Below are 25,671 nucleotides of genomic sequence, written 5' to 3'. Positions count from 1 at the left end.
TAGTCTACAGGTTATCCCAATTATTCCTTAGTTGTCTCAACTTCGACATTCAATTTGTCTGCTGATTGATGATCATCGTCATCTTCCGTATCACGCATTTCAATTTCTGTATCGTCGCTAGACATCATTTTAACGTCCATACCTAAACTTTGCAGCTCTTTAATCAATACTTTGAATGATTCAGGAACGCCTGGCTCTGGAACATTTTCGCCTTTAACAATTGCTTCATACGTCTTAACACGTCCAACAACATCATCAGACTTCACTGTTAAGATTTCTTGAAGAGTATAAGCAGCACCATAAGCTTCAAGTGCCCAAACCTCCATCTCACCGAAACGCTGTCCACCGAACTGAGCTTTACCTCCAAGAGGCTGCTGCGTTACAAGTGAGTATGGTCCAGTAGAACGAGCATGAAGTTTATCGTCAACCATGTGCGCAAGTTTGATCATATACATGACACCAACAGATACACGGTTATCGAATGGTTCACCAGTACGTCCGTCATACAGGATTGTTTTCGCGTCATTTGCCATACCAGCTTCTTCAATTGTGCCCCAAACATCTTCCTCACGAGCACCATCGAATACTGGTGTTGCAATGTGAATGCCAAGGTATCTTGCTGCCATACCAAGATGAAGCTCTAATACCTGACCGATATTCATACGAGATGGTACCCCTAATGGGTTTAACATGATATCGATTGGCGTACCGTCTGGTAAGTAAGGCATATCTTCTTCTGGTAAAATACGAGAGATAACACCTTTGTTACCGTGACGTCCGGCCATCTTGTCACCTTCAGAAATTTTACGTTTTTGAACGATATATGCACGCACAAGTTGATTCACGCCTGGTGGCAATTCGTCGCCATCTTCACGGTTGAATACTTTTACGTCTAAGATAATACCGCCACCACCGTGTGGTACACGTAGTGATGTATCACGTACTTCACGCGCTTTTTCTCCAAAGATAGCATGTAATAGACGTTCTTCAGCTGTTAATTCTGTTACACCTTTAGGTGTTACTTTACCAACAAGTAAATCTCCATCTTTTACTTCCGCACCAACGCGAATGATACCGCGCTCGTCAAGGTTGCGTAATGCATCTTCCCCAACGTTTGGAATATCACGTGTGATTTCTTCTGGTCCAAGCTTCGTATCACGAGCTTCTGACTCATATTCTTCAATATGAATAGAAGTGTACACATCATCTTTTACAAGGCGCTCACTCATAATGATCGCATCCTCGTAGTTATAACCGTCCCAAGTCATGAAGCCAACAAGCACGTTACGTCCAAGTGCTAGTTCACCTAATTCCATAGAAGGACCATCCGCAAGGATTTCACCTTTTACAACTTCATTTCCAACACTTACGATTGGACGTTGGTTGTAGCAAGTTCCTTGGTTAGAACGAATGAATTTTTGCATTTTGTAGCGATCTAAGTCGCCTTTTACTGTTTGACCGTCAACTTCTACATAGCGACGTACCCAAACTTCACGTGCTTCTACGCGTTCAACAACACCAGGGTGTTTACAGATTACTGCAGCACCTGAGTCTTTTGCTGATACGTACTCCATACCTGTACCTACAATCGGAGATTCCGGATTCATTAACGGAACCGCCTGACGTTGCATGTTCGCTCCCATAAGTGCGCGGTTAGAGTCATCGTTTTCTAAGAACGGAATACAAGCTGTCGCTGCCGACACTACTTGTTTTGGTGATACATCCATGTAGTCGATGCGTTCTTTATTTGTGACAATGTTTTCACCGCGGAAACGAGCTACGATATCTTCATCAAGGAATTCTCCTTCTTCAGATAATTTCATATTCGCTTGGGCTACAACATAATTATCTTCTTCATCTGCTGTTAAATAATCAACATGCCCTGTTACAAGACCAGTTTCTGGGTCAACACGACGGTATGGTGTTTCAATGAAACCAAACTCATTTACTTTCGCGAACGAAGATAATGAGTTAATCAAACCGATGTTTGGTCCCTCTGGTGTTTCAATCGGACACATACGACCATAGTGAGAGTAGTGAACGTCACGTACTTCAAAGCCTGCGCGCTCACGCGTTAAACCACCAGGTCCTAATGCAGATAATCTTCGTTTGTGAGTTAACTCTGCTAACGGATTTGTTTGGTCCATGAACTGAGATAACTGAGAACTTCCGAAGAACTCTTTAATAGATGCAATAACAGGACGAATATTAATTAATGCCTGTGGTGTAATTGCATTTGTATCTTGGATCGACATTCTCTCACGAACAACACGTTCCATACGAGAAAGACCGATACGGAATTGATTTTGTAATAGTTCTCCAACAGAACGCAGACGACGGTTTCCTAAGTGGTCGATATCATCTGTATCCCCTACTTTATATAGTAGGTTGAAGAAGTAACTGATAGAAGCAAGGATATCACCTGGTGTGATGTGTTTTACATCGCGAGTAATATTTGCATTACCAATTACGTTAATTACGCGCTCGCCTTCTGACTCAGGAGCATAAATCTTAATAGATTGCAGCTCAACATCGCCTTCTACCACTCCACCCATTGGTTTCGCTGTTTTGAATCCAATGTTTTTCTCTAAGTAAGGTAAAATGCGATCAAGTGTACGACGATCTAAGATTGTTCCTTCTGCTGCTAAAATTTCACCAGTTTCTGGATCCACTAATGTTTCAGCTAAACGTTGATTAAACAATCTGTTTTTAATGTGTAACTTTTTGTTGATCTTGTAGCGACCTACATTTGCTAAATCGTAGCGCTTTGGATCAAAGAAACGAGACACAAGTAAGCTCTTAGCATTTTCTACTGTTGGTGGTTCACCAGGACGTAGACGCTCATAAATTTCAAGCAATGCTTTTTCTGTGCTATCTGTGTTGTCTTTTTCCAATGTGTTGCTTAAGTATTCGTTATCACCTAAAAGCTCGGTGATTTCTTGATCAGAGCCAAACCCTAATGCGCGTAACAAAACAGTTACAGGAAGTTTACGCGTACGGTCAATACGCACATATACAACATCCTTAGCATCTGTCTCATACTCTAACCAAGCTCCGCGGTTTGGAATTACAGTAGCAGTAAAACCACGTTTTCCGTTTTTATCCACTTTGCCACTATAGTATACGCTTGGAGAGCGAACTAACTGGGAAACGATAACACGTTCTGCACCGTTAATTACGAATGTTCCAGTCTCTGTCATGAGTGGGAAATCTCCCATGAACACATCTTGTTCTTTTACTTCACCAGTTTCCTTGTTGATTAGACGCACTTTTACACGAAGTGGTGCTGCATACGTCACATCACGCTCTTTGCATTCGTCTACAGAGTATTTAGGTTCACCTAAGCTGTAGTCGATAAATTCAAGCGATAGATTTCCCGTAAAGTCTTCAATCGGAGAAATGTCTTGGAACATTTCTCGCAAACCCTCATCAAGAAACCACTGATAAGAAGAGGTTTGAATTTCGATAAGATTTGGTAACTCTAATACTTCACTAATACGGGCATAACTTCTTCGTTGGCGGTGGCGTCCGTATTGAACTAGTTGACCTGTCAACTGCTTCACCCCTCAAATCATGAGTATTATAAATGCACAAAAAAATTTGTGCAAAATCACAAATAAATACAACTACTGCTATTTAGCGTAGTCTTTTTCTCTTAAAGATAAATACGTTGAGTCTTTCTACCTGTTCAAAAAAGAAAAATGGCTTCTATAAGAAAACCATCATTCTGTTTCATAATCTGCTGATTTTACTATCTTTTCCAAGAGAAACAAAAATATACATCTTTCTCAACGCAGAAAATCATATATTGGCATTGTATAATGTTAACATAGCCAAAAATAACCGTCAACGTTTTTTTGATTTTATGATATAATATCCTTTTTTCTTTTCTACAACTTCGACTTCAGAAAATACTTCTTCTAGTTTCTTCAGCGCAGATGGTGCACCTTGTTTCTTTTGAATAACAATCCACAACTCCCCACCTGGAACTAAATGTTCTACAGCTTTTTCTAAAATCTCATGCACGATATCTTTACCTGCACGAATTGGAGGATTAGATAGAATAGCAGCATACATACCATCTACATTTTCATAGACGCTACTTTGAAAAATGTGCACATTTCCAATTCTATTGTTAGCGGCATTTTCTTTCGCAAGCTCAAGTGCCCTTTCATTCACATCCACCATGTGAACTTTACGGTCTTGAAACTCTTTCGCCAACGATAAACCAATTGGTCCATACCCACAACCTACGTCTAATATGTCACCTTTAATATCTAGCACTTGAAACGCTTCAATTAAAAGACGAGAACCAAAGTCCACTTCGTTTTTCGAGAACACCCCACGGTCAGATAAGAAAGTAAATTGAGATCCACGAAGCGTAAATTCCCATCGCTTACGATCACTTTTACTAGAAGGGTCGTTAGAAAAATAATGGTCTGCCATATGGCCACCTCTTTTCTTTACAGTTAAAAAAAAAGCTCGCATGAGAGCGAGCTTTTTTTAAAGCATCAAAAGTTAATTACTTAACTTCTACAGCAGCGCCAACTTCTTCAAGTTTAGCTTTGATTTCTTCAGCTTCTTCTTTAGCAGCAGCTTCTTTGATTACTTTTGGAGTGTTGTCAACTAATTCTTTAGCTTCTTTTAAGCCAAGACCAGTGATTTCACGAACAACTTTGATAACTTTGATTTTTTGTGCACCAGCGCTAGTTAGTTCCACATCAAATTCAGTTTTCTCAGCAGCAGCTTCTCCAGCGCCACCAGCAACAGCTACAGGAGCAGCAGCAGTTACGCCGAATTCTTCCTCGATAGCTTTTACTAAGTCGTTAAGTTCTAATACAGTCATAGATTTAACTGCTTCAATGATTTGTTCTTTAGTCATTGTAAATATCCTCCCTTAAATAGGTTTGTATTGTTTTATCGATAATACGTAATTATCTTTTAAAAAATTAAGCGCCTTGCTCTTCCTTTTGGTCTGCAACTGCTTTAGTAGCAAGTGCAAGGTTACGGATTGGAGCTTGAAGAACGCTAAGAAGCATAGAAAGTAAGCCTTCACGTGATGGAAGAGTAGCGATAGCTTTAACCTCATCAAGTGTTACAAGTTTACCTTCGATTACGCCTGCTTTAATTTCTAAAGCTTCATGATCTTTAGCGAAGTCGTTTAATACTTTCGCAGGAGCAACTACATCCTCGTTACTGAACGCGATTGCGTTTGGTCCTGTTAAGAATTCATTTAACTCAGCCATTTCAGCAGATTCTGCAGCACGACGAGTTAGAGAGTTTTTGTAAACTTTGAACTCAACGCCAGCTTCACGTAATTGCTTACGTAATTCTGTTGCTTCAGAAACTGTTAAACCACGGTAGTCAACAACGATTGTAGATTTACTAGCGCGAAGTTTGTCCGCGATTTCAGTTACAACTTGTTGTTTAGTTTCGATTACTTTGCTCATGTTATTACACCTCCTGTAGATTATATAGAAGATGTACCGAAAGTGCACTAAAAACCTCCATGCCCAACTTGTAGACATGGAGGCATATAGTCACAGAAAAAAATTCCGCTTCGTATATTAACACCTAGGTAGGAAATTAAGTCTATTGACACCTACTGTCTACGGTACACTAATTAAATTCACAACATAAATGATTATATTAAAACTTCTTTATGAAGTCAACTTCCAAAATTTACGCTAATGTAGAAACGTCTACACGTACGCCAGGTCCCATTGTAGAAGCAACTGTTACGTTCTTCATGTAAGTACCTTTTGCAGCAGCTGGCTTAACTTTTTGTAAAGTGTCAGCGATTGTTCTGAAGTTTTCTACTAATTTAGCATCTTCGAAAGATACTTTACCGATTGGAACGTGGATGTTACCAGCTTTATCAACGCGGTATTCAACTTTACCAGCTTTGATTTCGTTAACAGCTTTAGTTACATCGAAAGTAACTGTTCCAGTTTTAGGGTTTGGCATTAAACCTTTAGGTCCTAATACGCGACCAAGTTTACCAACTTCACCCATCATGTCAGGAGTTGCTACTACTACATCGAAATCGAACCAACCTTGTTGGATTTTACCGATGTAATCAGCATCGCCTACGAAGTCAGCTCCAGCAGCTTCAGCTTCTTTAGCTTTTTCACCTTTAGCGAACACTAATACACGTTGTACTTTACCAGTACCGTGTGGAAGAACAACTGCACCACGGATTTGTTGGTCAGCTTTCTTAGGGTCAACACCTAAACGGAATGCAGCTTCTACAGTTGCATCAAATTTAGCTGTGTTTGTTTTCTTTACTAATTCTACTGCTTCTGTTGCAGAGTAAGCAGCTGCACGATCAACAAGCTTTGCAGCTTCTACGTACTTTTTACCTCTTTTAGCCATTTTTATTTCCTCCTCGAATGTGGTTTTAGCGGAATAACCTCCCACGTTTACGCTTATTTTCAGGTATAACCTGAGGATGCGCGCCACCCATTTATTTAAAAACGATAATCATTTACGATAATAAAGGTTGCGAATTGGAATTCCAGACCCGCAACCTTTTTTAAAAAACAAATCGAATTAGTCTTCGATAACGATGCCCATACTGCGTGCAGTACCTTCAACCATACGCATTGCAGCTTCTACGCTAGCAGCGTTTAGGTCAGGCATTTTAGTTTCAGCGATTTCGCGTACTTTATCACGCTTAACAGTTGCCACTTTATTACGGTTTGGTTCACCAGAACCAGACTCAATACCAGCTACTTTCTTAAGAAGAACAGCAGCAGGAGGAGTTTTAGTAATGAAAGTGAATGAACGGTCCTCAAATACCGTAATTTCAACAGGGATGATAAGACCAGCTTGATCTGCTGTACGAGCGTTAAACTCTTTACAGAAGCCCATGATGTTAACACCTGCTTGTCCTAATGCTGGACCAACTGGTGGAGCTGGGTTAGCTTTACCTGCAGGAATTTGAAGCTTTACCATTTTAATTACCTTTTTAGCCACGAGACACACCTCCTTAAGTCCGTGATGTGGTCAATTGGACAGTGATTTGCCCTCCCACGTCATATTTTATCTCTAAGGATAAAATCTTTCAAAAAACGTCTCCGCTAACGAAGACGTACTGACTTAAAAGATATTATCACTTTTTACAATTCATTTCAAGTTTCATTTTATAATTTTTCAATTTGATGGAAGTCAAGTTCAACTGGAGTCTCGCGACCAAACATGTCCACAAGCACGCTAACCTTCTTCTTCTCCACATCAATTTCTTCGATAGCACCTGTATAATCTGCGAATGGTCCCTCATTTACACGTACTGTCTCATGAAGTTCAAAGTCGAAATCAACCACCTCGTTGTCCATTCCCATATGTTTCATAATGGTAACAACTTCCTCTTCTAATAGAGGTGATGGTTTAGATCCAGAACCAGAAGAACCAACGAACCCAGTTACACCTGGCGTGTTACGTACAACATACCAAGAGTCATCAGTCATGATTAATTCTACTAATACATAACCTGGGAACACTTTTCTTTTCATTAATTTTTCTTTACCATTTTTCATTTCTACTTCTACTTCTTCCGGGACAACAACACGGAAAATTTTATCTTGCATACCCATTGATTCTACACGTTTCTCTAGGTTTGCTTTTACTTTATTTTCATATCCAGAATAAGTATGGACAACATACCAACTTTTTTCCATTCATTTAGGACGAGCGTCCTTCCCTCCCTGACGTACATTTTTTTGCGCAAATGAAAAAACCCGTTCACCGGGCTTTTACACAGTTCTTATAAATAACATTATATCATGGATAAGTGCTTCTTATTCAAGAATTAACCAAGAATTAACCGAATTAAAGAAGAAATGCCCATATCAACAACTGCGAAGAAAATCGCAAAGAAGACAACTGTAGCGATAACAGTCGCTGTTGAACGGAGTAATTCATCTTTTTTAGGCCAACTTACTTTTTTCATTTCGCGACCTACATCGCCGAAAAAGTTCGTTAAACGCATCTACGGGACCTCCAGTGTATTATTTCAATTATTTATTTTGTTTCCTTGTGAACTGTATGCTGATTGCATGTTTTACAAAATTTCTTTATTTCAAGTCGCTCTACTGAGCTCGTATCTTTCATCGTAGAGTAGTTTCGATTTTTACACTCTTCACATGAGAGTACAACTTTTTTCCTCATTAGTTACACCAACCTTGTAACATTATGTCCCTAAAAATGTATCATACAATAAAAGACAATGTCAATGTCATGCCTTTTGTACTCCCTACAAAAAGAAAACAGGTGATTTTTTACACCTGTAGTACTTGTTATGAATTTAAAGTGGTACTCTCTCTCATTTCCATATATCGTTCCAATTTCCGCTTCACCCTCTGTAAAGCGTTATCAATAGATTTCACATGTCTATTTAACTGTTCCGAAATCTCTTGATAAGAACGGCCGTCTAGATATAAAGAAAGCACCTTTCTTTCTAAATCGCTTAATAATTCAGATATTTTAGATTCTATGTCTGTATATTCTTCCTGACTTATAATCATTTCTTCAGGATCAGTTACCTTCGCTTCCGAAATAACATCTAATAATGTCCGATCAGATTCCTCGTCATAAATCGGTTTATCTAAAGACACATATGAATTTAACGGAATATGCTTTTGCCTGGTTGCTGTTTTAATAGCGGTAATAATTTGTCGAGTGATACACAGTTCAGCAAATGCTTTGAACGAAGACAGCTTGTCCTCCTTATAATCACGAATCGCTTTAAACAATCCAATCATACCTTCTTGAACAATATCTTCTCGATCGGCACCCACTAAGAAATAAGATCTCGATTTCGCGCGAACAAAGTTCTTATATTTGTGAATCAAATATTCTAGAGCGTCAGTATTACCTTTTCGAACTAACTCAACGATTGCCTCATCTTCTAAATCACGAAATGTAACGTCGCCTACACTTACGAAGCCTGCTTCCACCTTGATCCCTCCGACCGCTATTTATTTAGAAATATTATACAGTAAAAAGACAAAGAGCGTCAATGCTTCAACGCTCTCCTCTTCTTAATTTTTCTAATTTTTCTGTAATATCTTTACTAAATATCTTTCGCATGGCGGGTTGCTTTTCTTTTGCGTCTTGTGTACGCCTTCTTACTTGTTGCTCCATCGCTTGTACTTCCAACTCTAATTCCCGCGCAGATTTCCGGAGCGCACCTTGAGCAAATATAACCCATTGTTCCGTATAATCAGAAGTCGCAACATATATTTGCGTATTTATATTTCTAAGTTCAATCGCAAGTTGCTCTATCTTTTCATCTGCCGTTTGATTCTTCCTCGTGAATATAACTTCCACACGCGATTGTTTCATCTTTTTTTCAATACCGTGGACTGTATACGCATCAAAAACTATCATTACCTTTGTCCCTGTGTAACCTTGGTAATCCGCCATCTTATCAATCAGTGCATCTCTTGATGACTGCAAATCTACATCCCGTAGTTTCTTCAAGTCTCCCCAAGCTCCAATAATGTTGTAACCGTCAACGATTAAAATATCGTTCATTTTTTATTTACCAATTTCGTTACGTTTACGATATACCTCATACATTAACAAACTCGCGGCCACTGAAGCATTTAAGGATGTAACTTTACCAACCATCGGTAAAGTAATTAAGAAATCACATTTTTCACCAATAATACGACTCATACCTTTTCCTTCACTTCCAATTACTAATCCAATTGGCATTTTCCCATCTAAATTACGATAATCCGTTTTCCCTTTTGCATCTGTACCAGCAATCCAAAGTCCACGTTCTTTTAATTCATCGATTGTACGAGATAAATTCGTTACGCGTGCAACAGGAATATATTCAATTGCCCCAGTAGATGCTTTCGCAACTGATGCAGTAAGTCCCACAGCTCTTCTTTTCGGAATTATAATTCCATGAGCTCCTGTCGCATCCGCAGTACGCATAATAGAACCGAGGTTATGCGGGTCTTCAATTTCATCTAAAATTAAGAAGAACGGATCTTCGTTACGCTTCTCTGCTACTTTGAATAGATCTTCTAGCTCAGCATATTGATATGCGGCCACTTGAGCAATTACACCTTGATGGTTCCCCTCAACTAATTGATCTAACTTCTTTTTTGGTGCATGTTGCAAAATAATTTTATTTTCTTTCGCTAGTGCCAGTACAATTTGCACTTGTCCTTTGGCAGCACCTTCTGCGATCCAAATTTTATTAATATCTCTCCCTGATCGTAACGCTTCAATTACAGGGTTACGTCCGATAATATATTCACTACTCATGATGATGTGCCCCCTTCCTTTTCTTCTAGAACAGCAATTGCCTTATATACAATTTCGTCTAATCTTTCACGATTATTTAATAAGTGATGATAGCCAATTAACGCTTCAAAGGCTGTACTATGTCGATATGTTTGTACATCTGTATTTTTCGGAACAGTACCTGAATTTGCATTACGCCCTCTTCTTAGTACTGCCTCTTCTTCCTCAGTTAAAAATGCTGTCTCTAATAAATGATAAACAACTTTCGCCTGTGCTTTTGCCGAAACAAAGCTTGTCCCTAATCGATGCAACTGATTAGGACGAACCTTCCCTTTTTGAAGTAGGTGATAGCGGATATATTGTTCATATACCGCATCACCCATATATGCTAACGCTAAGCTGTTTAATTGCTTTGCATCAATCATTCTTATCCTCTTTTCCATCTTGTACCTTGAGCGGTATCTTCTAAAATAATATTACGGTCTTTTAAATCATCGCGAATTTGATCTGATAATGCAAAATCACGATTTTTACGAGCTTCAATACGTTTTTGAATAAGCGCCTCAATTTCTTCATCTAGTAACTCTTCTTGTGCTAATTCTAACCCTAAAATATCAAATAATGTTTCAAGTTGTTTTACGTATGCTTGAATTACCACTGTAGACGTATGTTCTTCCAGTAAATATTGATTTGCATGATTTGCTACATTATATAACTCAGTGATTGCATTAGCAGTATTGAAATCATCATTCATCGCTTCTTCAAATGCAGTTTGGAATTTTTCCAGATCAGCTAACCATTTCTCATTATGATCTGTTAAATCCGTACTACTTTCCATACGGTGTTTCAAATTACCGTAAGCTGTTTTAATTCTTTCCAGTCCGTTATTTGTGCTTCGTAATAACTCTTCACTGAAATTAATTGGGTGACGATAATGTACTGATAGCATAAAGAATCTAATTAACTGCGGATCATATTGCTTAATGATATCGTGAACTAAAATGAAGTTCCCAAGTGACTTAGACATTTTTTCATTATTAATATTAATATATCCATTGTGCATCCAATAACGTGCAAATGTTTTTCCTGTTAGCGCCTCAGACTGCGCGATTTCATTCTCATGATGAGGAAATGCCAAGTCTTGACCACCGGCGTGAATATCAATTGTATCCCCTAAGTATTTACGTGCCATTGCCGAGCATTCGATATGCCAGCCTGGACGACCTTGACCCCAAGGGCTTTCCCAGAAGATTTCTCCTTCTTTCGCAGCTTTCCATAGTGCAAAATCAAGAGGGTCTTGTTTCTTTTCTCCTACTTCAATACGCGCACCGTGACGTAAGTCCGCGATCGGTTGATGTGATAACTTACCGTACCCTTCGAATTCCTTCGTTCTAAAGTACACATCCCCTTCTGATTCATATGCATATCCTTTATTCACAAGTTCTTGAATAAATTCAATAATAATATCCATATTTTCTGTTACACGCGGATGAACTGTTGCATGTTTGCAACCTAATGCCGTTACATCTTCAAAGTACGCTTCCACGAAACGGTCCGCAATTGTCGGCACATCTTCGCCTAACTCATTTGCGGCTTTAATTAATTTATCATCTACGTCAGTAAAGTTAGATACATACTGCACATCGTATCCTTTATATTCTAAATAACGGCGCACTGTATCAAATACCATAGGTGGTCTTGCGTTCCCGATGTGAATATAGTTATAAACTGTAGGTCCGCATACATACATCTTTACCTTATTTTCTTCTAATGGAATAAACTCTTCCTTTTGACGTGTTAACGTATTATAAATGTGAATAGTCATTTTTATCCTTCCTTTCTACCTTTACTTCAAGTTGTTTTTTCAATTTATCAAGTTCTACTTCCATGACCTTTAATTTATCAAAAATTGGGTCTGGAAGGTCGGAATGATTCAATTCTTGACCAATCTTTACGCCATTTTGAATAACGACTCGGCCAGGTATACCTACAACTGTAGAATGTGCAGGGACTTCTTTTAATACGACAGAACCTGCTCCAATTTTAGAATTCTCTCCAACTGTAATAGAGCCTAGTACTTTAGCACCTGTTGCAATTAATACATTATCCTGAATTGTAGGGTGCCTCTTTCCCTTTTCTTTACCCGTACCACCTAATGTAACTCCTTGATAGATCGTTACATTGTCACCAATTTCGCACGTTTCTCCAATTACAACTCCCATTCCATGGTCAATGAAAAAACGACGACCAATTGTTGCTCCTGGATGAATCTCAATGCCAGTAAAGAAACGACTAACTTGTGAGATCCAACGTGCAATAAAGAAGAAATTCTTTTTATAAAAAGCATGTGCAATTCGATGGGCCCAAACTGCATGTAATCCAGAGTAAGTCAAAATGACTTCGAAATAACTTCTTGCCGCTGGATCCTGTTCAAAAACGACTTCAATATCTTCCCGAAGCCTCTTAAACATCGACGTTCCCTCCCCTTTATGGGCTGCTTTTTCGAGTGAACTAACTCCCTACTTATCCCCCTAAATCTTTATACACGTGGATAAAACTTATACTCATACCCAATTTTACGGTATAAAAAAAGACGCCTCTGTCATATTGACAGAGACGCCTTATAAGCGCGGTTCCACTCTGTTTAGGCTAAAAAAAGCCTCAAACTCATCTCTGATAACGGTGTACACCGCTTCTGCTTACTTTACGTCCTAAGACGTTTCGCAAAACAATTTGCTGTTCAGCAGAAGACTCGAAGGGGCATTTCAAAAACCCGCTTATAAACCACTTCCAGCCTAAGGTGGTTCTCTCTGTAAAAAGCCTGATTTTCTACTTCTCCTTCTCGTCGCTTTTCCTTATTAGGTTTTAAGTATACTTATTATATTTCTAAACCTAGAAAATGTTAACCAATTACTTTTTGAAGACGATTTAAAACTTTTTCTTTTCCAAGAAGTGCAATAGCATTAGGAAGCTCCGGGCCGTGTGTTTGACCAGTAGTTGCAACACGGATTGGCATAAATAGGTTTTTACCTTTATGACCTGTTTCCTTTTGAACTGCTTTAATAGCCGCCTTAACTGCTGCCGGTTCCATAGCTTCTAGTGCTTCTACTTGACCAGCAAATGCACGAAGTACTTCTGGTACTTGTTCACCTTTTAATACTTCTTGTCCTTCTTCTTCATAATCAACATGATCTTTGAAGAACATTTCAGAAAGCTCTACAATTTCAGCTCCAAAGCTCATTTGTTCATGATATAACGCAATTACATCACGAATCCAAGCTTGTTCTTGTTCACTTAAAGTTTCACCTATACGTCCAGCTTTCACTAAATGCGGTAAGCTTAATTCTACCACCGTATCTAAATCTTGCTTTTTCATATATTGGTTGTTCATCCATTTCAGTTTTTGAGAATCAAATAATGCAGGTGATTTTGATAAACGAGCTGCATCGAACATTTTGATAAACTCTTCTTGAGAGAAGATTTCTTCTTCTCCTACTGGCGACCAACCTAGTAGTGCAATGAAGTTAAAGATTGCTTCTGGAAGATATCCAAGTTCTTTATATTGCTCGATAAATTGAATAATAGATTCATCACGCTTACTTAATTTTTTACGGCTTTCATTTACAATTAAAGTCATATGACCGAATTGAGGAATATCCCAACCGAAAGCTTCATAAATCATCATTTGTTTTGGCGTGTTTGAAATATGGTCATCACCACGAAGTACGTGTGTAATTTCCATTAAGTGATCATCTACTGCTACTGCAAAGTTATAAGTTGGAATCCCATCTTTTTTCACGATAACGAAATCACCGAAATCATTTGAATGGAATGCAACTTCATCTTTTACAATATCTTTAAATGTGTAATCACGGTCAGCTGGTACACGGAAACGAATACTTGGAATACGTCCCTCAGCTTCAAATTCTTTCACTTGCGCTTCAGTTAAATCACGATGGTTACCTGCATAACGAGGTGTTTCACCACGAGCGATTTGCCCTTCGCGTTCTGCTTCTAGCTCTTCTTCTGTCATATAACATTTGTAAGCTAAACCACGCTCTAATAAATCTTCATATAACTTTTTATAAATATCTAAACGCTCTGTTTGACGATATGGTCCAAATTCACCACCAACATCAACACCTTCATCCCAGTCCATACCGAGCCATTTCAAGTATTTTAATTGGCTTTCTTCTCCACCAGCAACATTACGTTTTACATCAGTATCTTCAATACGAATAATAAACTTACCATCTTGATGACGAGCAAATAAATAATTAAATAATGCCGTACGCGCATTTCCGATATGTAAGTGTCCTGTTGGACTTGGCGCATAGCGCACTCTCACTTGCTTTTCCATAATTGGTACACCTTCCATTCTTAATGTCAACACATTCTATAATTGTACACCAAAAAAATGTGATTATCCATCTTACGAATTAAAAACCATTATTTTTTCTGTAATAAAACAACTGCTTGAGAAGCAATTCCTTCTTCTCTACCTGTAAATCCTAGTTTTTCTGTTGTTGTTGCCTTTACATTGATATTATCAATAGACGTTTCTAATAGTTCACTAATGCGTTTACGCATACTTTCAATATGTGGTGCCATTTTTGGCTTTTGAGCAATAATTGTACAATCTAAATTCCCTAATTCATAACCTTGTTCACGCACAAATCCCCAAACCTTTTGCAATAATATAGCTGAATCAGCATCTTTAAAGGCGGGGTCTGTATCAGGAAAATGTTTCCCAATATCTCCTGCTGCAATTGCACCTAAACACGCATCCGCGATTGTATGTAACAATACATCTGCATCAGAGTGACCGATTAATCCTTTCTCATGTGGAATTGTAATTCCGCCAATAATTAACGGTCTACCTTCCGCGAATTCATGCACATCAAAACCTTGTCCAATTCGAAACATTTTTTACATCCTCCTCGAGCTAAACTACTGAGCTTTATGATTCTATATTATATCGCTATCCTTATAAAGAAAAGCCCGGCCTTTGCCGAGCTTCTCTTCGCTATAATCATTGCTATCATTTCTTTTGAACATGAAGAAAACTTTCAGCAATTAGTAAATCCTCTGGAGTCGTCACTTTAATATTATAGTAACTCCCCTCTACTACACCTACTTGCTTCCCGATACGTTCTACGAGACTTGCATCATCTGTACCAAGGAAACAACTCTGCTTCGCACTTCTATGAGCTTCTAACAAAAGAGAAACAGAGAACCCTTGCGGTGTTTGTACAGCTGTCAGCTGAGATCTTTCTACTGTTTCTACAACAACACCCTGCTCTACTTTCTTAACAGTATCTTTCACTGGCACCGCACAAATGGAAGCTCCATATTTTTCTGCTGCAGTTAATACATCTTGGATCACTTTATTCGTTACGAACGGGCGCGCACCGTCATGTACAAGAACATACTCAACATCACTCGTATGCTGAATCGCATTATATACACTATCTTGTCTTTCAGCTCCACCTTGAATAAATTGTACTGGCTTTGCAACCGGATACTTCTGCATTAACTCTTCAAAATACGGACGCTCTTCTTCGTTAATTGCCATAATAATATTTTTACATGCTTTATCCTGTTCGAAAGCACGTAACGTATGCACAATAATCGGTACTTCATTAATAAGTAAGAACAACTTATTTTTGCCAGCACCCATCCGCTTTCCTTGACCAGCTGCCGGAATAATTAATGTATACATATTAATAATCCTCTACTTATAATGCTTTTTCTAATAATTTACGTTTGGCAAAAATCATGCGCCCAGCCGACGTTTGTAACACACTCGTAACGAGTACATCGAGTTGTGAGCCTACATATTCTCTACCATCTTCTACTACAATCATCGTGCCGTCATCTAAATATGCTACACCTTGATTTTGTTCTTTTCCATCTTTTACAACATAAACACTTAGTTCTTCACCTGGGAGTACAACAGGTTTAATTGCATTAGCTAAATCGTTAATGTTTAACACCGTTACCCCTTGTAATTCAGAGACTTTGTTTAAGTTGAAGTCATTCGTTACTACCGTTCCACCAGTGATTTTCGCTAACTTTACAAGTTTGCTATCCACTTCTTGAATATCGTCGAAATCGCCTTCATAAATTTCTACCGGAATCGGCATCTCTTTTTGAATACGATTTAAAATATCTAATCCTCTACGACCACGATTACGTTTTAAAGCATCAGAAGAATCGGCAATGTGCTGAAGTTCTTCTAACACGAATTGTGGAATGACAATTGTTCCTTCTAAAAACTTTGTTTGGCAAATATCAGCAATACGTCCATCGATAATTACACTTGTATCGAGAATTTTCCAATGCGCTAAAGATTCTTCTACCTCATTTTCTGGTTCTTCATTCTCACTATTATTATTTTTCTTTTTCCCACGTTGTGGTAATGTAAATAATCCTAGCAATTCATTCCTCTTTTTAAACCCTACTTGGAATCCTAAATATCCTAGTAAAAGAGTAAAGAACACTTGCAACACTGTACTAATAACTGGAATTGTAAATTCACGAATTGGTATTAAAATTAAATACGCAACAATAAGCCCAGAGATTAAACCTAATGTACCAAACAAAACATCTGCTACAGGCGCTTTTACAAGAGCCTCTTCAATATGCTTAATAAGTTGAACAATATAATCTACAAGCCAAAATGTTGTTAAAAATAAAATAATTGCACCAATAATTGCACGAACATACGATCCTTCCAATAATGGAACAGCACCGATGTCTAATACATTAATAACTTTTGGGATTAAGTAAATCCCTAACGCTCCCCCGATTACTAAAAAGAAGAGCTGTACAATCCGTTTTAACATCCAACCACCTCCTACTCATTATTAACCATTGTTTCGCTAATCAAAACGCCGAATGCAAAAGCGGACGTGTTTTTTTATAAATAGTTTTATTTACCAATATATCATATCATATACCAAAAATGTTCTAGTGTCGTTATATTATAGAATCAATGTAATATTCTTAATTGTGTCTACTCATATAGAGATGCTCTTGAATTCTTTTTAGACCTTCTCGTATTTTCTTCGCCCTGACTTCCCCAATTCCTTCCACATCATCTAATTCATTAATAGTTGCACGACAAACACCTTGCAAAGTTTTAAATCGATTAATTAAGTTTTCAATGATAAGTGGTGGAACACGCGAAATTTTGCTTGTGATTCGGTATCCTCTCGGCGTCACACTTTCTTCTAAACTCGTTTGTCCCGGGTATCCGAGCAATTTAACTAAATCACTGTCCTCTAGAAGTTGTGTATTCGCAAGTTCTTGTAACTTTTTCAAAATTTGATGATGGTCTTGTGTTTTTTCTTGATAGTAATCTTTAATTAATAGCGCTGCCTCTGCTTCTAAGTCGGCTAATAGTTCCGTAAGTTGTAAACGAATTAACCTACCTTCTGTTCCCAATTCATGAATATAGCTCAATATTTCATTTTTAATACGTAGTACCATTTCAACACTATGTAAAACATGGACTACCTCGGACATTGTAACAACCTCTTCAAATTCTAGAATGCCCAAATTCGTAATCCCATCATTCCATACAGCCTTATATTTTTCTAACGTTTGGATAGCTTGATTCGCCTTTGTTAAAATAACGCCTATATCTTTTAGTGTATAACGTAAATTCCCTTGATATAGCGTAATTACGTTACGTCTTTGTGAAATAGCCACAACAAGGCTGCCTGTCTGCTTTGCTACACGCTCCGCCGTTCGGTGGCGCATACCTGTCTCAATAGAGTCAATAGATGACTCTGGAACTAACTGTGCGTTCGAAATCAAAATTTTACTTCCAGTTTCATTTAAAATAAGTGCCCCATCCATTTTTGCTAATTCATATAAACTAGCTGGAGAGAATGCACAATTAATATGAAAACCTCCATCAACAATACTTTTAATCTGCTCATTATATCCAAGAACAATTAATCCCCCTGTTTGTGCGCGAAGTACATTATCTATCCCTTCGCGCAGTGGTGTTCCCGGGGCCACAAGTTGTAAAATATTAATCATACTTTTGACACGTTGCTTGTTTTCTTCCATAGCCTAGCCTCCTAATGTCAAACGAAGTGCTTCTCCTAAATTAGATACACCAACTACCTCAATCCCATCTGGAATTGTCCATCCTCCCAAATTTTTTCTAGGAATAATAGCGCGTTGAAATCCTAATTTAGCCGCTTCTTGTACACGTTGTTCAATTCTTGATACTCTTCTTATTTCTCCAGTTAATCCTACTTCTCCTATTACTGCATCGGTTGGTGCCGTAGATTTATCTCTAAAACTTGAAGCTATACTTAAAGCGACAGCTAAATCAATTGCTGGTTCATCTAACTTCAAACCACCTGCTACTTTTAAATATGCATCCTGATTTTGCAATAATAAGCCTGTTCTTTTTTCTAGCACTGCCATAATAAGCGATACACGGTTATGATCAATTCCCGTTGCCATTCTTCGAGGGTTTCCAAAACTAGTAGGGGAAATTAATGCTTGTATTTCTACTAAAACTGGTCTTGTTCCTTCCATTGAGGCAACCACTGTTGATCCCGCAACCCCAACTGGTCTTTCCTCAAGGAAAATCTCAGAAGGGTTTAATACTTCTGCAAGACCAAGTTCTTTCATTTCAAAAATACCCATTTCATTCGTAGAACCAAAGCGATTCTTTACTGCTCGCAAAATACGGTATGTATGATGACGGTCTCCTTCAAAATAAAGAACTGCATCGACCATATGTTCTAACATACGAGGTCCTGCAATCGCCCCCTCTTTTGTCACATGTCCAACGATAAAAATAGGGATTCCTTTCGTTTTTGCAAGTTTCATTAATTCCGCTGTACATTCACGAACTTGTGCCACACTTCCCGGCGCTGATGTTACTTCAGGTAGATGTATTGTTTGAATAGAATCAATAACAACAAAGGCTGGGTTCACCTCTTCAATATGTGTTGCAATTCGCTGTAAATCCGTCTCTGATACAACAAATAGATTACTACCATTTACATGTAAACGATCCGCACGCAGTTTAATCTGTTTTGCTGATTCTTCACCCGATATATATAGGACATCATATGAAGAATCTGCTAATTGCGATGATATTTGTAATAGTAACGTTGATTTTCCAATCCCGGGGTCTCCACCAATCAGTACTAAGGATCCATCTACAATCCCGCCACCAAGTACACGGTTAAATTCTTGAAATTTTGTTTCAATACGCGCCTCAGACTTTGTTTCCACTTCTGTTAGACGTCTTGGTTTTGTTACTTCTGTTTGAATTGCATTGGCATAATTAAGGCGCCTTGATGATACAACCGGTTCCATCTCTTCAACAAGCGTATTCCATTGACCACATCCAGGACATTTCCCCATATATTTTGGTGACTGATACCCACACTCTTGACATGTGAATTTTGTTTTCTTTTTAGCCATATCGTTTTATATCTCACTTCACTTTCATCTATAAACAATTTATCCTTGTCGTACAAGAAAGAGGGCTATCTCGTAGCCCTCTTAGTTTGTCTATACTTATTTTACCTTTTCAGCACTATGAATGACAAATGATTCTCCTTCAACATCAAAGATAACTTTTTGTCCTTTCTCAATAGCACCTTTTAAAAGTTCTTCCGATAGTCTATCTTCTACATGTTTCTGAATTGCTCTACGAAGCGGACGAGCACCGTACTCTCGGTCAAACCCTTTATCAGCAATGGCCGAAATTGCTCCTTCTGTTAATTGCAATTCAATTTCTTGCTCTTTTAAGCGATTTACTAACTGATTTACCATAAGTGTTACAATCTCTTGAATATGTTTTTTCTCAAGCATATGGAACACGATAATTTCATCAATACGGTTTAAGAATTCTGGACGGAAGGCTTTTTTCAGCTCATCCATTACTTTACCTTTCATATCCGAATAATCGCGGCCCTCATCTTGTACGTTAAATCCAAGATGCTTATTACGTTTTAACGCCTCTGCACCAACGTTAGATGTCATAATAACAATTGTATTGCGGAAATCAACTGTACGCCCTTTCGAATCTGTTAAGCGACCATCTTCTAATACTTGTAGTAAAATGTTAAACACATCAGGGTGAGCTTTCTCTACCTCGTCTAATAGGACAACTGAATATGGCTTACGGCGAACTTTTTCTGTTAATTGTCCACCTTCTTCATATCCAACATACCCTGGAGGAGATCCAACTAAACGAGAAGTAGAATGTTTCTCCATGTACTCAGACATATCGATGCGAATCATTGCATCTTCATCACCGAACATAGATTCTGCTAACGCTCTTGCTAACTCCGTTTTACCTACACCTGTTGGTCCTAAGAAAATAAACGAGCCAATCGGACGTTTCGGATCTTTCAATCCTGCTCTAGCACGGCGAACAGCTTTTGCTACAGCTACTACCGCTTCATCTTGACCAATAACACGATCGTGAAGGATGGATTCTAAGTTTAATAATTTATCAGTCTCTGTTTGTGCAAGTTTAGAAACTGGGATACGAGTCCACGTAGAAACAACATTTGCAATATCTTCTACTGTCACTTCTGAGTTTTCTTTTCCTTGTTGCTCTTTCCATTGACGCTTCGTATCTTCTAACTTCTCACGTAAACGTTGTTCCATATCACGTAAGGAAGCAGCTTTTTCAAACTCTTGACTTTGTACAGCTGCATCTTTTTCTTTTCTAATTTCCTCAAGCTTCACTTCAAGCTCTTTTAGATTTGGTGGTGTTGTATAAGAGCGTAAGCGAACCTTTGAAGCAGCTTCATCAATTAAATCAATTGCTTTATCTGGTAAGAAACGATCTGTAATATAACGATCTGAAAGCTTTACAGCTGCATCAATTGCATCATCTGTAATAGATACGCGGTGATGTGCCTCATAACGATCGCGTAAACCTTTCAAAATTTGAGTTGATTCATCTAAACTTGGCTCATCAACGTGAATTGGTTGGAAACGTCTCTCTAAAGCTGCATCTTTTTCAATATATTTGCGATATTCATCTAACGTTGTCGCCCCAATACATTGTAATTCCCCACGAGCTAAAGATGGTTTTAAAATGTTCGATGCGTCAATAGCACCTTCTGCTCCACCTGCACCAATTAATGTATGAAGTTCATCAATAAATAGAATGATATTTCCTGCTTGGCGGATTTCATCCATTACTTTCTTCAAACGGTCTTCAAATTCACCACGGTATTTCGTTCCGGCTACCACTGTACCCATATCTAGTGTCATAACACGCTTATCTCTTAAAGTTTCAGGAACTTCATTATTTACGATTTGTTGTGCTAATCCTTCTGCAATTGCCGTTTTACCTACACCAGGCTCCCCAATTAATACAGGATTGTTTTTTGTTCTACGGCTTAAAACCTCAATTACACGTTGAATTTCTTTACCACGTCCAATAACAGGGTCTAAACGATTTTCACGTGCAACAACTGTTAAATCACGTGCTAAGCTATCAAGTGTTGGTGTATTTGCATTTGTTGAAGAACCACCTTGATGACCTGAACTTGCTTCATTACTTCCAAGAAGTTGCAATACTTGTTGTCTTGCCTTATTTAAGCTAACACCTAAGTTATTTAAAACACGTGCTGCTACCCCTTCACCCTCGCGGATTAAACCAAGTAAAATATGTTCTGTTCCAACGTAAGAATGACCTAATTTACGAGCTTCATCCATAGACAGCTCAATAACCTTTTTAGCACGCGGTGTATAATGTACGGTTTGAGAAGCTTCTGTTCCGCGTCCAATTAACGCTTCTACCTCTTTTTGAACTTTCTCCGGGCTTAATCCAAGAGCAATCAACGCTTTTGCTGCAATTCCTTCACCTTCGCGTACAAGCCCAAGTAAAATATGTTCTGTTCCAATATTGTTATGCCCAATACGAATCGCTTCCTCTTGAGATAAAGCTAATACTTTCTGTGCTCTTTCTGTAAATCTTCCAAACATCATAGAAATCGCCTCCTACTTGCGCTTAGTTTTTTTCAATACGTAATCGCTCACGGATTAAGGTTGCTCTTCGATAATCTCTTTCTTCTGGCCCTAAAGGTCCTCCCGCATATTGTTGTAAAATGCCTGGTTGTGTAAGAACCATTAGCTCAGTCAAAATATTTCTCGATATACCTTTTATATATCCTAAATCAATACCAAGTCGTAAATCTGATAAGCAATTGGCTGCTTCCGCAGATTGAATTAAACGACTGTTAGCTAGTATGCCATAAGAGCGATAAACTTTATCTTCAAGCTCAATACTTGAATTTTGTACAATTAATTCTCTAGCCATCTTTTCTTGCTGTATGATTTGTTGAATAACACTCTTTAAATCTGCAATAATATCTTCTTCAGATTTTCCTAGCGTCATTTGGTTTGACACTTGAAATATATTACCTAACGCTTCGCTACCTTCACCGTATATTCCTCTTACTACTAACCCTAATTTTTGAATTACTTGTATAATACGGCTAATTCTTTTCGTTAAAACGAGCCCCGGTAAATGGATCATTACGGAAGCCCTAAGTCCTGTACCAACGTTAGTAGGGCAGCTCGTAATATATCCAAGTGATTCATCAAAAGCATATTCAACCTCTTTCTCAATCCAATTATCTATTTGATTGGCACTTTGAAGGGCCTCTGATAACTGCAATCCTGAAAATAAGCACTGAATCCGAATATGGTCTTCTTCATTCAGCATAACACTAATATGTTCGTTTTCTGACAATAGACACGCTCCATATTCTGTTCCTGCAAGGTTGGGACTAATTAAATGCTTTTCAACTAATACTCTCCTTTGAAGAGGCGTTAATTCATTCATTTTTAATAGTTCAAACTCTCCAAAAGGTTCTACTGTTTTATTTATAAATTCCTTTTTAAATAATTCTTGAATCTGTTTAGCTTCTTCTTCGTTTTGCATAGTAGAGAATTGATATTTTTTAAAATTACGAGCCAAACGAATTCGACTACTTAAAACAATATCAGAATCAGGGCCATCCCCCTTCATCCATGGACTAATCGCTTCATTCATAATTTTGTCCAGTGACATAGAACTATTCCCCCTCTCTATGCTCACTAAGCTGAGTTTCAAGGTTTCTAATTTTATCCCTTACTTCAGCAGCTTTCTCAAATTCCTCTTTCTGTACGTATTGTTTCAGAATGAGTTTTAGTTCATCTAATTCTTTCTTTAAGTGAATATTTCCTTCTATACGCTCCGGAATTTTTCCACAATGATCTGTATGCCCGCCGTGAAGACGTTTTAATAACGGCTTTAAATGTTCCTTAAATGTATCGTAACAAGAAGCACATCCAAAGCGTCCTACCTTTGTAAGTTGCTCATATGTCATTTTACAATTTGGACATCTCAATATACTTGTGTTCGAAAATCCGCTTTTTCCTTCTTCAAACATTGTTGATTCACCGTGTAATAACCCAGCAAATAAATCATGGAATGAAAAGTTAGACTGCGATGATTGAAAGAAAGACGTATAGCCACTTTGTTCTGCACATTGCTCACAAAGATGAACTTCCGCCTTCTTTTCGTTAATTACTTTTGTATAATGTAAAGTTGCTGGTCTTATATTACAGTTTTGACAAGTCATCACTATCCCCACCTTTACAACAGGAACGATCTATCTCATAGTACTTTTCATACATTACTAGACTGTTCACTTTCCTTTATTCGTTTACAAAAGTGCGTGTTCTTTTTTCAAAACTTCTACAATATTTAACTGCCTTATCTTTTAGTTATTATTCTTTTACAAAAGCTGTATTTATTTATATTTCAGTGTTCTTAACATTGCGCATAATATTCGAGCCCTAAGTTCATCTCGAGAAGGAACATCCATTGATAATACAGAACGATCTAGTACGCTTAACATAAGTTTAGCTTCACGATTCGTTATGATTCCCTCTTCTATTAAACGTATAATCATACTCTCTGCATTTCCTTGCGCAACGCTATGATCAATCATATGAAGCATTTGATCAATAATGTCTATATCGTCATGCAGTTTGACTTTTATAATGCGAATGTAACCTCCTCCACCACGTTTACTTTCTACTACAAATCCTCTTTCTAACGTAAAACGGGTATTGATTACATAATTGATTTGAGATGGTACGCACTCGAATCGATCCGCAATCTCATTTCTCTTGATTTCAATCACATTATTATTACTTAAGTCAATAACTTGCTTTAGATATTGCTCAATGATATCAGATATATTTCTCATTTATCCGCCACCTTTATTGACTTTGACTATCTTTGACTTTAATTATATACGTATTAATAAAATTTGCAACTGTTTTGCTTATTTACTATCCTAGCCACATTCCCCTGTATTTAATCAAAATAATAATTATTTAAATACATTTTTTATTACTATGGATTATAAAAGAAAACACGAAAAAACACGAGTCATTTGACTCGTGTTTAGTTGCTTGGCGACGTCCTACTCTCACAGGGACAAGGTCCCAACTACCATCGGCGCTAGAGAGCTTAACTTCCGTGTTCGGTATGGGAACGGGTGTGACCTCTCTGCCATCATCACCAAACTATTGAAGGCATATTCCTTCAAAACTAGATAACATTTGCTACATATTATATGGTTAAGTCCTCGATCTATTAGTATTCGTCAGCTCCACATGTCACCATGCTTCCACCTCGAACCTATCAACCTGATCATCTTTCAGGGATCTTACTAGCTTACGCTATGGGAAATCTCATCTTGAGGGGGGCTTCATGCTTAGATGCTTTCAGCACTTATCCCTTCCGCACATAGCTACCCAGCTATGCCCTTGGCAGAACAACTGGTACACCAGCGGTGCGTCCATCCCGGTCCTCTCGTACTAAGGACAGCTCCTCTCAAATTTCCTACGCCCACGACGGATAGGGACCGAACTGTCTCACGACGTTCTGAACCCAGCTCGCGTACCGCTTTAATGGGCGAACAGCCCAACCCTTGGGACCGACTACAGCCCCAGGATGCGATGAGCCGACATCGAGGTGCCAAACCTCCCCGTCGATGTGGACTCTTGGGGGAGATAAGCCTGTTATCCCCGGGGTAGCTTTTATCCGTTGAGCGATGGCCCTTCCATGCGGAACCACCGGATCACTAAGCCCGACTTTCGTCCCTGCTCGACTTGTAGGTCTCGCAGTCAAGCTCCCTTATGCCTTTGCACTCTACGAATGATTTCCAACCATTCTGAGGGAACCTTTGGGCGCCTCCGTTACACTTTAGGAGGCGACCGCCCCAGTCAAACTGCCCACCTGACACTGTCTCCCGGGTCGATAAGACCCGTAGGTTAGAATTTCAATACAGTCAGGGCGGTATCCCACCAGCGCCTCCACCGAAGCTAGCGCTCCGGTTTCAA

At 38.4% G+C, this 25,671-nt stretch carries 25 protein-coding genes, 2 rRNA genes and 2 other annotated features (1 of these 29 cut by a window edge); all 27 genes read right to left on the bottom strand.

What is annotated here, in order from left to right; translation table 11 throughout:
• Window positions 1-20: 20 nt before the first annotated feature.
• Window positions 21-3,554: a DNA-directed RNA polymerase subunit beta gene (gene rpoB, locus BGI23_RS00580; RefSeq protein WP_000147555.1), complete on the bottom strand. Its 3,534-nt coding sequence runs from the start codon at window positions 3,552-3,554 to the stop codon at window positions 21-23.
• 292 nt (window positions 3,555-3,846) lie between these two features.
• On the bottom strand, window positions 3,847-4,446 hold the full coding sequence (locus BGI23_RS00575) for a class I SAM-dependent methyltransferase (protein WP_070805070.1): 600 nt from the start codon (window positions 4,444-4,446) through the stop codon (window positions 3,847-3,849).
• A gap of 76 nt (window positions 4,447-4,522) precedes the next feature.
• On the bottom strand, window positions 4,523-4,882 hold the full coding sequence (rplL, locus tag BGI23_RS00570) for a 50S ribosomal protein L7/L12 (RefSeq protein ID WP_000159736.1): 360 nt from the start codon (window positions 4,880-4,882) through the stop codon (window positions 4,523-4,525).
• A 67-nt stretch (window positions 4,883-4,949) separates the two neighbouring features.
• Window positions 4,950-5,450 (bottom strand): 50S ribosomal protein L10, encoded by a 501-nt coding sequence (gene rplJ / locus BGI23_RS00565; protein ID WP_000048716.1) that lies wholly within the window; start codon window positions 5,448-5,450, stop codon window positions 4,950-4,952.
• 39 nt (window positions 5,451-5,489) lie between these two features.
• Window positions 5,490-5,633, bottom strand: a sequence feature (ribosomal protein L10 leader region).
• Window positions 5,634-5,682: 49 nt separating this feature from the next.
• The gene (gene rplA, locus BGI23_RS00560; protein ID WP_002020168.1) at window positions 5,683-6,375 is read right to left on the bottom strand and encodes a 50S ribosomal protein L1; all 693 of its coding nucleotides are present in this window, start codon (window positions 6,373-6,375) and stop codon (window positions 5,683-5,685) included.
• A 177-nt stretch (window positions 6,376-6,552) separates the two neighbouring features.
• Entirely contained in the window at window positions 6,553-6,978 is a 426-nt protein-coding gene (rplK, locus tag BGI23_RS00555; protein ID WP_001085872.1) for a 50S ribosomal protein L11, read from the bottom strand.
• A gap of 167 nt (window positions 6,979-7,145) precedes the next feature.
• Window positions 7,146-7,679 carry a transcription termination/antitermination protein NusG gene (gene nusG / locus BGI23_RS00550; RefSeq protein WP_000415794.1) on the bottom strand — a complete coding sequence of 178 codons (534 nt, stop codon included), beginning with the start codon at window positions 7,677-7,679 and terminating at the stop codon, window positions 7,146-7,148.
• Between the two features lie 131 nt (window positions 7,680-7,810).
• Window positions 7,811-7,990: a preprotein translocase subunit SecE gene (gene secE / locus BGI23_RS00545; protein WP_001241321.1), complete on the bottom strand. Its 180-nt coding sequence runs from the start codon at window positions 7,988-7,990 to the stop codon at window positions 7,811-7,813.
• Window positions 7,991-8,022: 32 nt separating this feature from the next.
• Window positions 8,023-8,169, bottom strand: coding sequence for a 50S ribosomal protein L33 (gene rpmG, locus BGI23_RS00540; protein ID WP_002070160.1), 147 nt, complete (start codon window positions 8,167-8,169; stop codon window positions 8,023-8,025).
• A 128-nt stretch (window positions 8,170-8,297) separates the two neighbouring features.
• A complete protein-coding gene (locus BGI23_RS00535) occupies window positions 8,298-8,957 on the bottom strand; it encodes an RNA polymerase factor sigma-70 (RefSeq protein WP_000387198.1) in 660 nt (219 codons plus the stop codon).
• A 67-nt stretch (window positions 8,958-9,024) separates the two neighbouring features.
• A complete protein-coding gene (locus BGI23_RS00530) occupies window positions 9,025-9,537 on the bottom strand; it encodes an NYN domain-containing protein (protein WP_000997882.1) in 513 nt (170 codons plus the stop codon).
• Window positions 9,538-9,540: 3 nt separating this feature from the next.
• Entirely contained in the window at window positions 9,541-10,284 is a 744-nt protein-coding gene (gene rlmB, locus BGI23_RS00525; protein WP_000093759.1) for a 23S rRNA (guanosine(2251)-2'-O)-methyltransferase RlmB, read from the bottom strand.
• Window positions 10,281-10,688 (bottom strand): Mini-ribonuclease 3, encoded by a 408-nt coding sequence (locus BGI23_RS00520; protein WP_000564261.1) that lies wholly within the window; start codon window positions 10,686-10,688, stop codon window positions 10,281-10,283. The genes rlmB and BGI23_RS00520 overlap by 4 nt, the downstream gene beginning before the upstream one ends.
• A 2-nt stretch (window positions 10,689-10,690) precedes the next feature.
• Window positions 10,691-12,088: a cysteine--tRNA ligase gene (cysS, locus tag BGI23_RS00515; RefSeq protein ID WP_000152260.1), complete on the bottom strand. Its 1,398-nt coding sequence runs from the start codon at window positions 12,086-12,088 to the stop codon at window positions 10,691-10,693.
• A complete protein-coding gene (gene cysE / locus BGI23_RS00510) occupies window positions 12,069-12,734 on the bottom strand; it encodes a serine O-acetyltransferase (protein WP_000476500.1) in 666 nt (221 codons plus the stop codon). Before cysE ends, cysS begins: the two co-directional genes overlap by 20 nt.
• Window positions 12,735-12,872: 138 nt before the next feature.
• Window positions 12,873-13,118, bottom strand: a binding site (T-box leader).
• Between the two features lie 47 nt (window positions 13,119-13,165).
• Window positions 13,166-14,623, bottom strand: a complete 1,458-nt coding sequence (gltX, locus tag BGI23_RS00505) for a glutamate--tRNA ligase (RefSeq protein WP_044790591.1) — start codon at window positions 14,621-14,623, stop codon at window positions 13,166-13,168.
• Between the two features lie 89 nt (window positions 14,624-14,712).
• The gene (gene ispF / locus BGI23_RS00500) at window positions 14,713-15,189 is read right to left on the bottom strand and encodes a 2-C-methyl-D-erythritol 2,4-cyclodiphosphate synthase (RefSeq protein ID WP_000488383.1); all 477 of its coding nucleotides are present in this window, start codon (window positions 15,187-15,189) and stop codon (window positions 14,713-14,715) included.
• 115 nt (window positions 15,190-15,304) lie between these two features.
• A complete protein-coding gene (gene ispD, locus BGI23_RS00495; protein WP_000288305.1) occupies window positions 15,305-15,985 on the bottom strand; it encodes a 2-C-methyl-D-erythritol 4-phosphate cytidylyltransferase in 681 nt (226 codons plus the stop codon).
• Window positions 15,986-16,001: 16 nt separating this feature from the next.
• Complete coding sequence (locus BGI23_RS00490) at window positions 16,002-17,111, bottom strand: PIN/TRAM domain-containing protein (protein ID WP_000919684.1); 1,110 nt, start codon at window positions 17,109-17,111, stop codon at window positions 16,002-16,004.
• Between the two features lie 160 nt (window positions 17,112-17,271).
• A complete protein-coding gene (disA, locus tag BGI23_RS00485; protein WP_000392171.1) occupies window positions 17,272-18,345 on the bottom strand; it encodes a DNA integrity scanning diadenylate cyclase DisA in 1,074 nt (357 codons plus the stop codon).
• 3 nt (window positions 18,346-18,348) lie between these two features.
• On the bottom strand, window positions 18,349-19,725 hold the full coding sequence (gene radA / locus BGI23_RS00480; RefSeq protein WP_001085212.1) for a DNA repair protein RadA: 1,377 nt from the start codon (window positions 19,723-19,725) through the stop codon (window positions 18,349-18,351).
• A 96-nt stretch (window positions 19,726-19,821) separates the two neighbouring features.
• Window positions 19,822-22,257, bottom strand: coding sequence for an ATP-dependent protease ATP-binding subunit ClpC (gene clpC / locus BGI23_RS00475; RefSeq protein ID WP_000971177.1), 2,436 nt, complete (start codon window positions 22,255-22,257; stop codon window positions 19,822-19,824).
• 22 nt (window positions 22,258-22,279) lie between these two features.
• The gene (locus BGI23_RS00470; protein ID WP_000050825.1) at window positions 22,280-23,344 is read right to left on the bottom strand and encodes a protein-arginine kinase McsB; all 1,065 of its coding nucleotides are present in this window, start codon (window positions 23,342-23,344) and stop codon (window positions 22,280-22,282) included.
• Window positions 23,345-23,348: 4 nt separating this feature from the next.
• Complete coding sequence (locus tag BGI23_RS00465) at window positions 23,349-23,897, bottom strand: protein-arginine kinase activator protein McsA (protein ID WP_044790592.1); 549 nt, start codon at window positions 23,895-23,897, stop codon at window positions 23,349-23,351.
• A gap of 171 nt (window positions 23,898-24,068) precedes the next feature.
• Window positions 24,069-24,530, bottom strand: coding sequence for a transcriptional regulator CtsR (ctsR, locus tag BGI23_RS00460; RefSeq protein ID WP_001244563.1), 462 nt, complete (start codon window positions 24,528-24,530; stop codon window positions 24,069-24,071).
• Window positions 24,531-24,736: 206 nt separating this feature from the next.
• A 5S ribosomal RNA gene (gene rrf / locus BGI23_RS00455) occupies window positions 24,737-24,852 on the bottom strand.
• A gap of 50 nt (window positions 24,853-24,902) precedes the next feature.
• Window positions 24,903-25,671: ribosomal RNA gene (locus BGI23_RS00450) — 23S ribosomal RNA — on the bottom strand (it continues 2,154 nt past the right edge of the window).

Origin of the sequence: Bacillus sp. ABP14 (assembly GCF_001831375.1) — a bacterium.
Taxonomy (GTDB): domain Bacteria; phylum Bacillota; class Bacilli; order Bacillales; family Bacillaceae_G; genus Bacillus_A; species Bacillus_A paranthracis.
The sequence above is the reverse complement of the archived record's forward strand: the minus strand, read 5'-3'. Positions and strand labels throughout refer to the sequence as shown.

Excerpts from the sequence above, each read along its gene's own strand:
- BGI23_RS00575 (WP_070805070.1), bottom strand. The coding sequence starts at position 4,446 with ATGGCAGACCATTATTTTTCTAACGACCCTTCTAGTAAAAGTGATCGT.
- rplL (WP_000159736.1), bottom strand. The coding sequence starts at position 4,882 with ATGACTAAAGAACAAATCATTGAAGCAGTTAAATCTATGACTGTATTA.
- rplJ (WP_000048716.1), bottom strand. The coding sequence starts at position 5,450 with ATGAGCAAAGTAATCGAAACTAAACAACAAGTTGTAACTGAAATCGCG.
- rplA (WP_002020168.1), bottom strand. The coding sequence starts at position 6,375 with ATGGCTAAAAGAGGTAAAAAGTACGTAGAAGCTGCAAAGCTTGTTGAT.
- nusG (WP_000415794.1), bottom strand. The coding sequence starts at position 7,679 with ATGGAAAAAAGTTGGTATGTTGTCCATACTTATTCTGGATATGAAAAT.
- secE (WP_001241321.1), bottom strand. The coding sequence starts at position 7,990 with ATGCGTTTAACGAACTTTTTCGGCGATGTAGGTCGCGAAATGAAAAAA.
- rpmG (WP_002070160.1), bottom strand. The coding sequence starts at position 8,169 with ATGAGGAAAAAAGTTGTACTCTCATGTGAAGAGTGTAAAAATCGAAAC.
- BGI23_RS00530 (WP_000997882.1), bottom strand. The coding sequence starts at position 9,537 with ATGAACGATATTTTAATCGTTGACGGTTACAACATTATTGGAGCTTGG.
- rlmB (WP_000093759.1), bottom strand. The coding sequence starts at position 10,284 with ATGAGTAGTGAATATATTATCGGACGTAACCCTGTAATTGAAGCGTTA.
- BGI23_RS00520 (WP_000564261.1), bottom strand. The coding sequence starts at position 10,688 with ATGATTGATGCAAAGCAATTAAACAGCTTAGCGTTAGCATATATGGGT.
- cysS (WP_000152260.1), bottom strand. The coding sequence starts at position 12,088 with ATGACTATTCACATTTATAATACGTTAACACGTCAAAAGGAAGAGTTT.
- cysE (WP_000476500.1), bottom strand. The coding sequence starts at position 12,734 with ATGTTTAAGAGGCTTCGGGAAGATATTGAAGTCGTTTTTGAACAGGAT.
- gltX (WP_044790591.1), bottom strand. The coding sequence starts at position 14,623 with ATGGAAAAGCAAGTGAGAGTGCGCTATGCGCCAAGTCCAACAGGACAC.
- ispF (WP_000488383.1), bottom strand. The coding sequence starts at position 15,189 with ATGTTTCGAATTGGACAAGGTTTTGATGTGCATGAATTCGCGGAAGGT.
- ispD (WP_000288305.1), bottom strand. The coding sequence starts at position 15,985 with ATGTATACATTAATTATTCCGGCAGCTGGTCAAGGAAAGCGGATGGGT.
- BGI23_RS00490 (WP_000919684.1), bottom strand. The coding sequence starts at position 17,111 with ATGTTAAAACGGATTGTACAGCTCTTCTTTTTAGTAATCGGGGGAGCG.
- disA (WP_000392171.1), bottom strand. The coding sequence starts at position 18,345 with ATGGAAGAAAACAAGCAACGTGTCAAAAGTATGATTAATATTTTACAA.
- radA (WP_001085212.1), bottom strand. The coding sequence starts at position 19,725 with ATGGCTAAAAAGAAAACAAAATTCACATGTCAAGAGTGTGGGTATCAG.
- clpC (WP_000971177.1), bottom strand. The coding sequence starts at position 22,257 with ATGATGTTTGGAAGATTTACAGAAAGAGCACAGAAAGTATTAGCTTTA.
- BGI23_RS00470 (WP_000050825.1), bottom strand. The coding sequence starts at position 23,344 with ATGTCACTGGACAAAATTATGAATGAAGCGATTAGTCCATGGATGAAG.
- BGI23_RS00465 (WP_044790592.1), bottom strand. The coding sequence starts at position 23,897 with ATGACTTGTCAAAACTGTAATATAAGACCAGCAACTTTACATTATACA.
- ctsR (WP_001244563.1), bottom strand. The coding sequence starts at position 24,530 with ATGAGAAATATATCTGATATCATTGAGCAATATCTAAAGCAAGTTATT.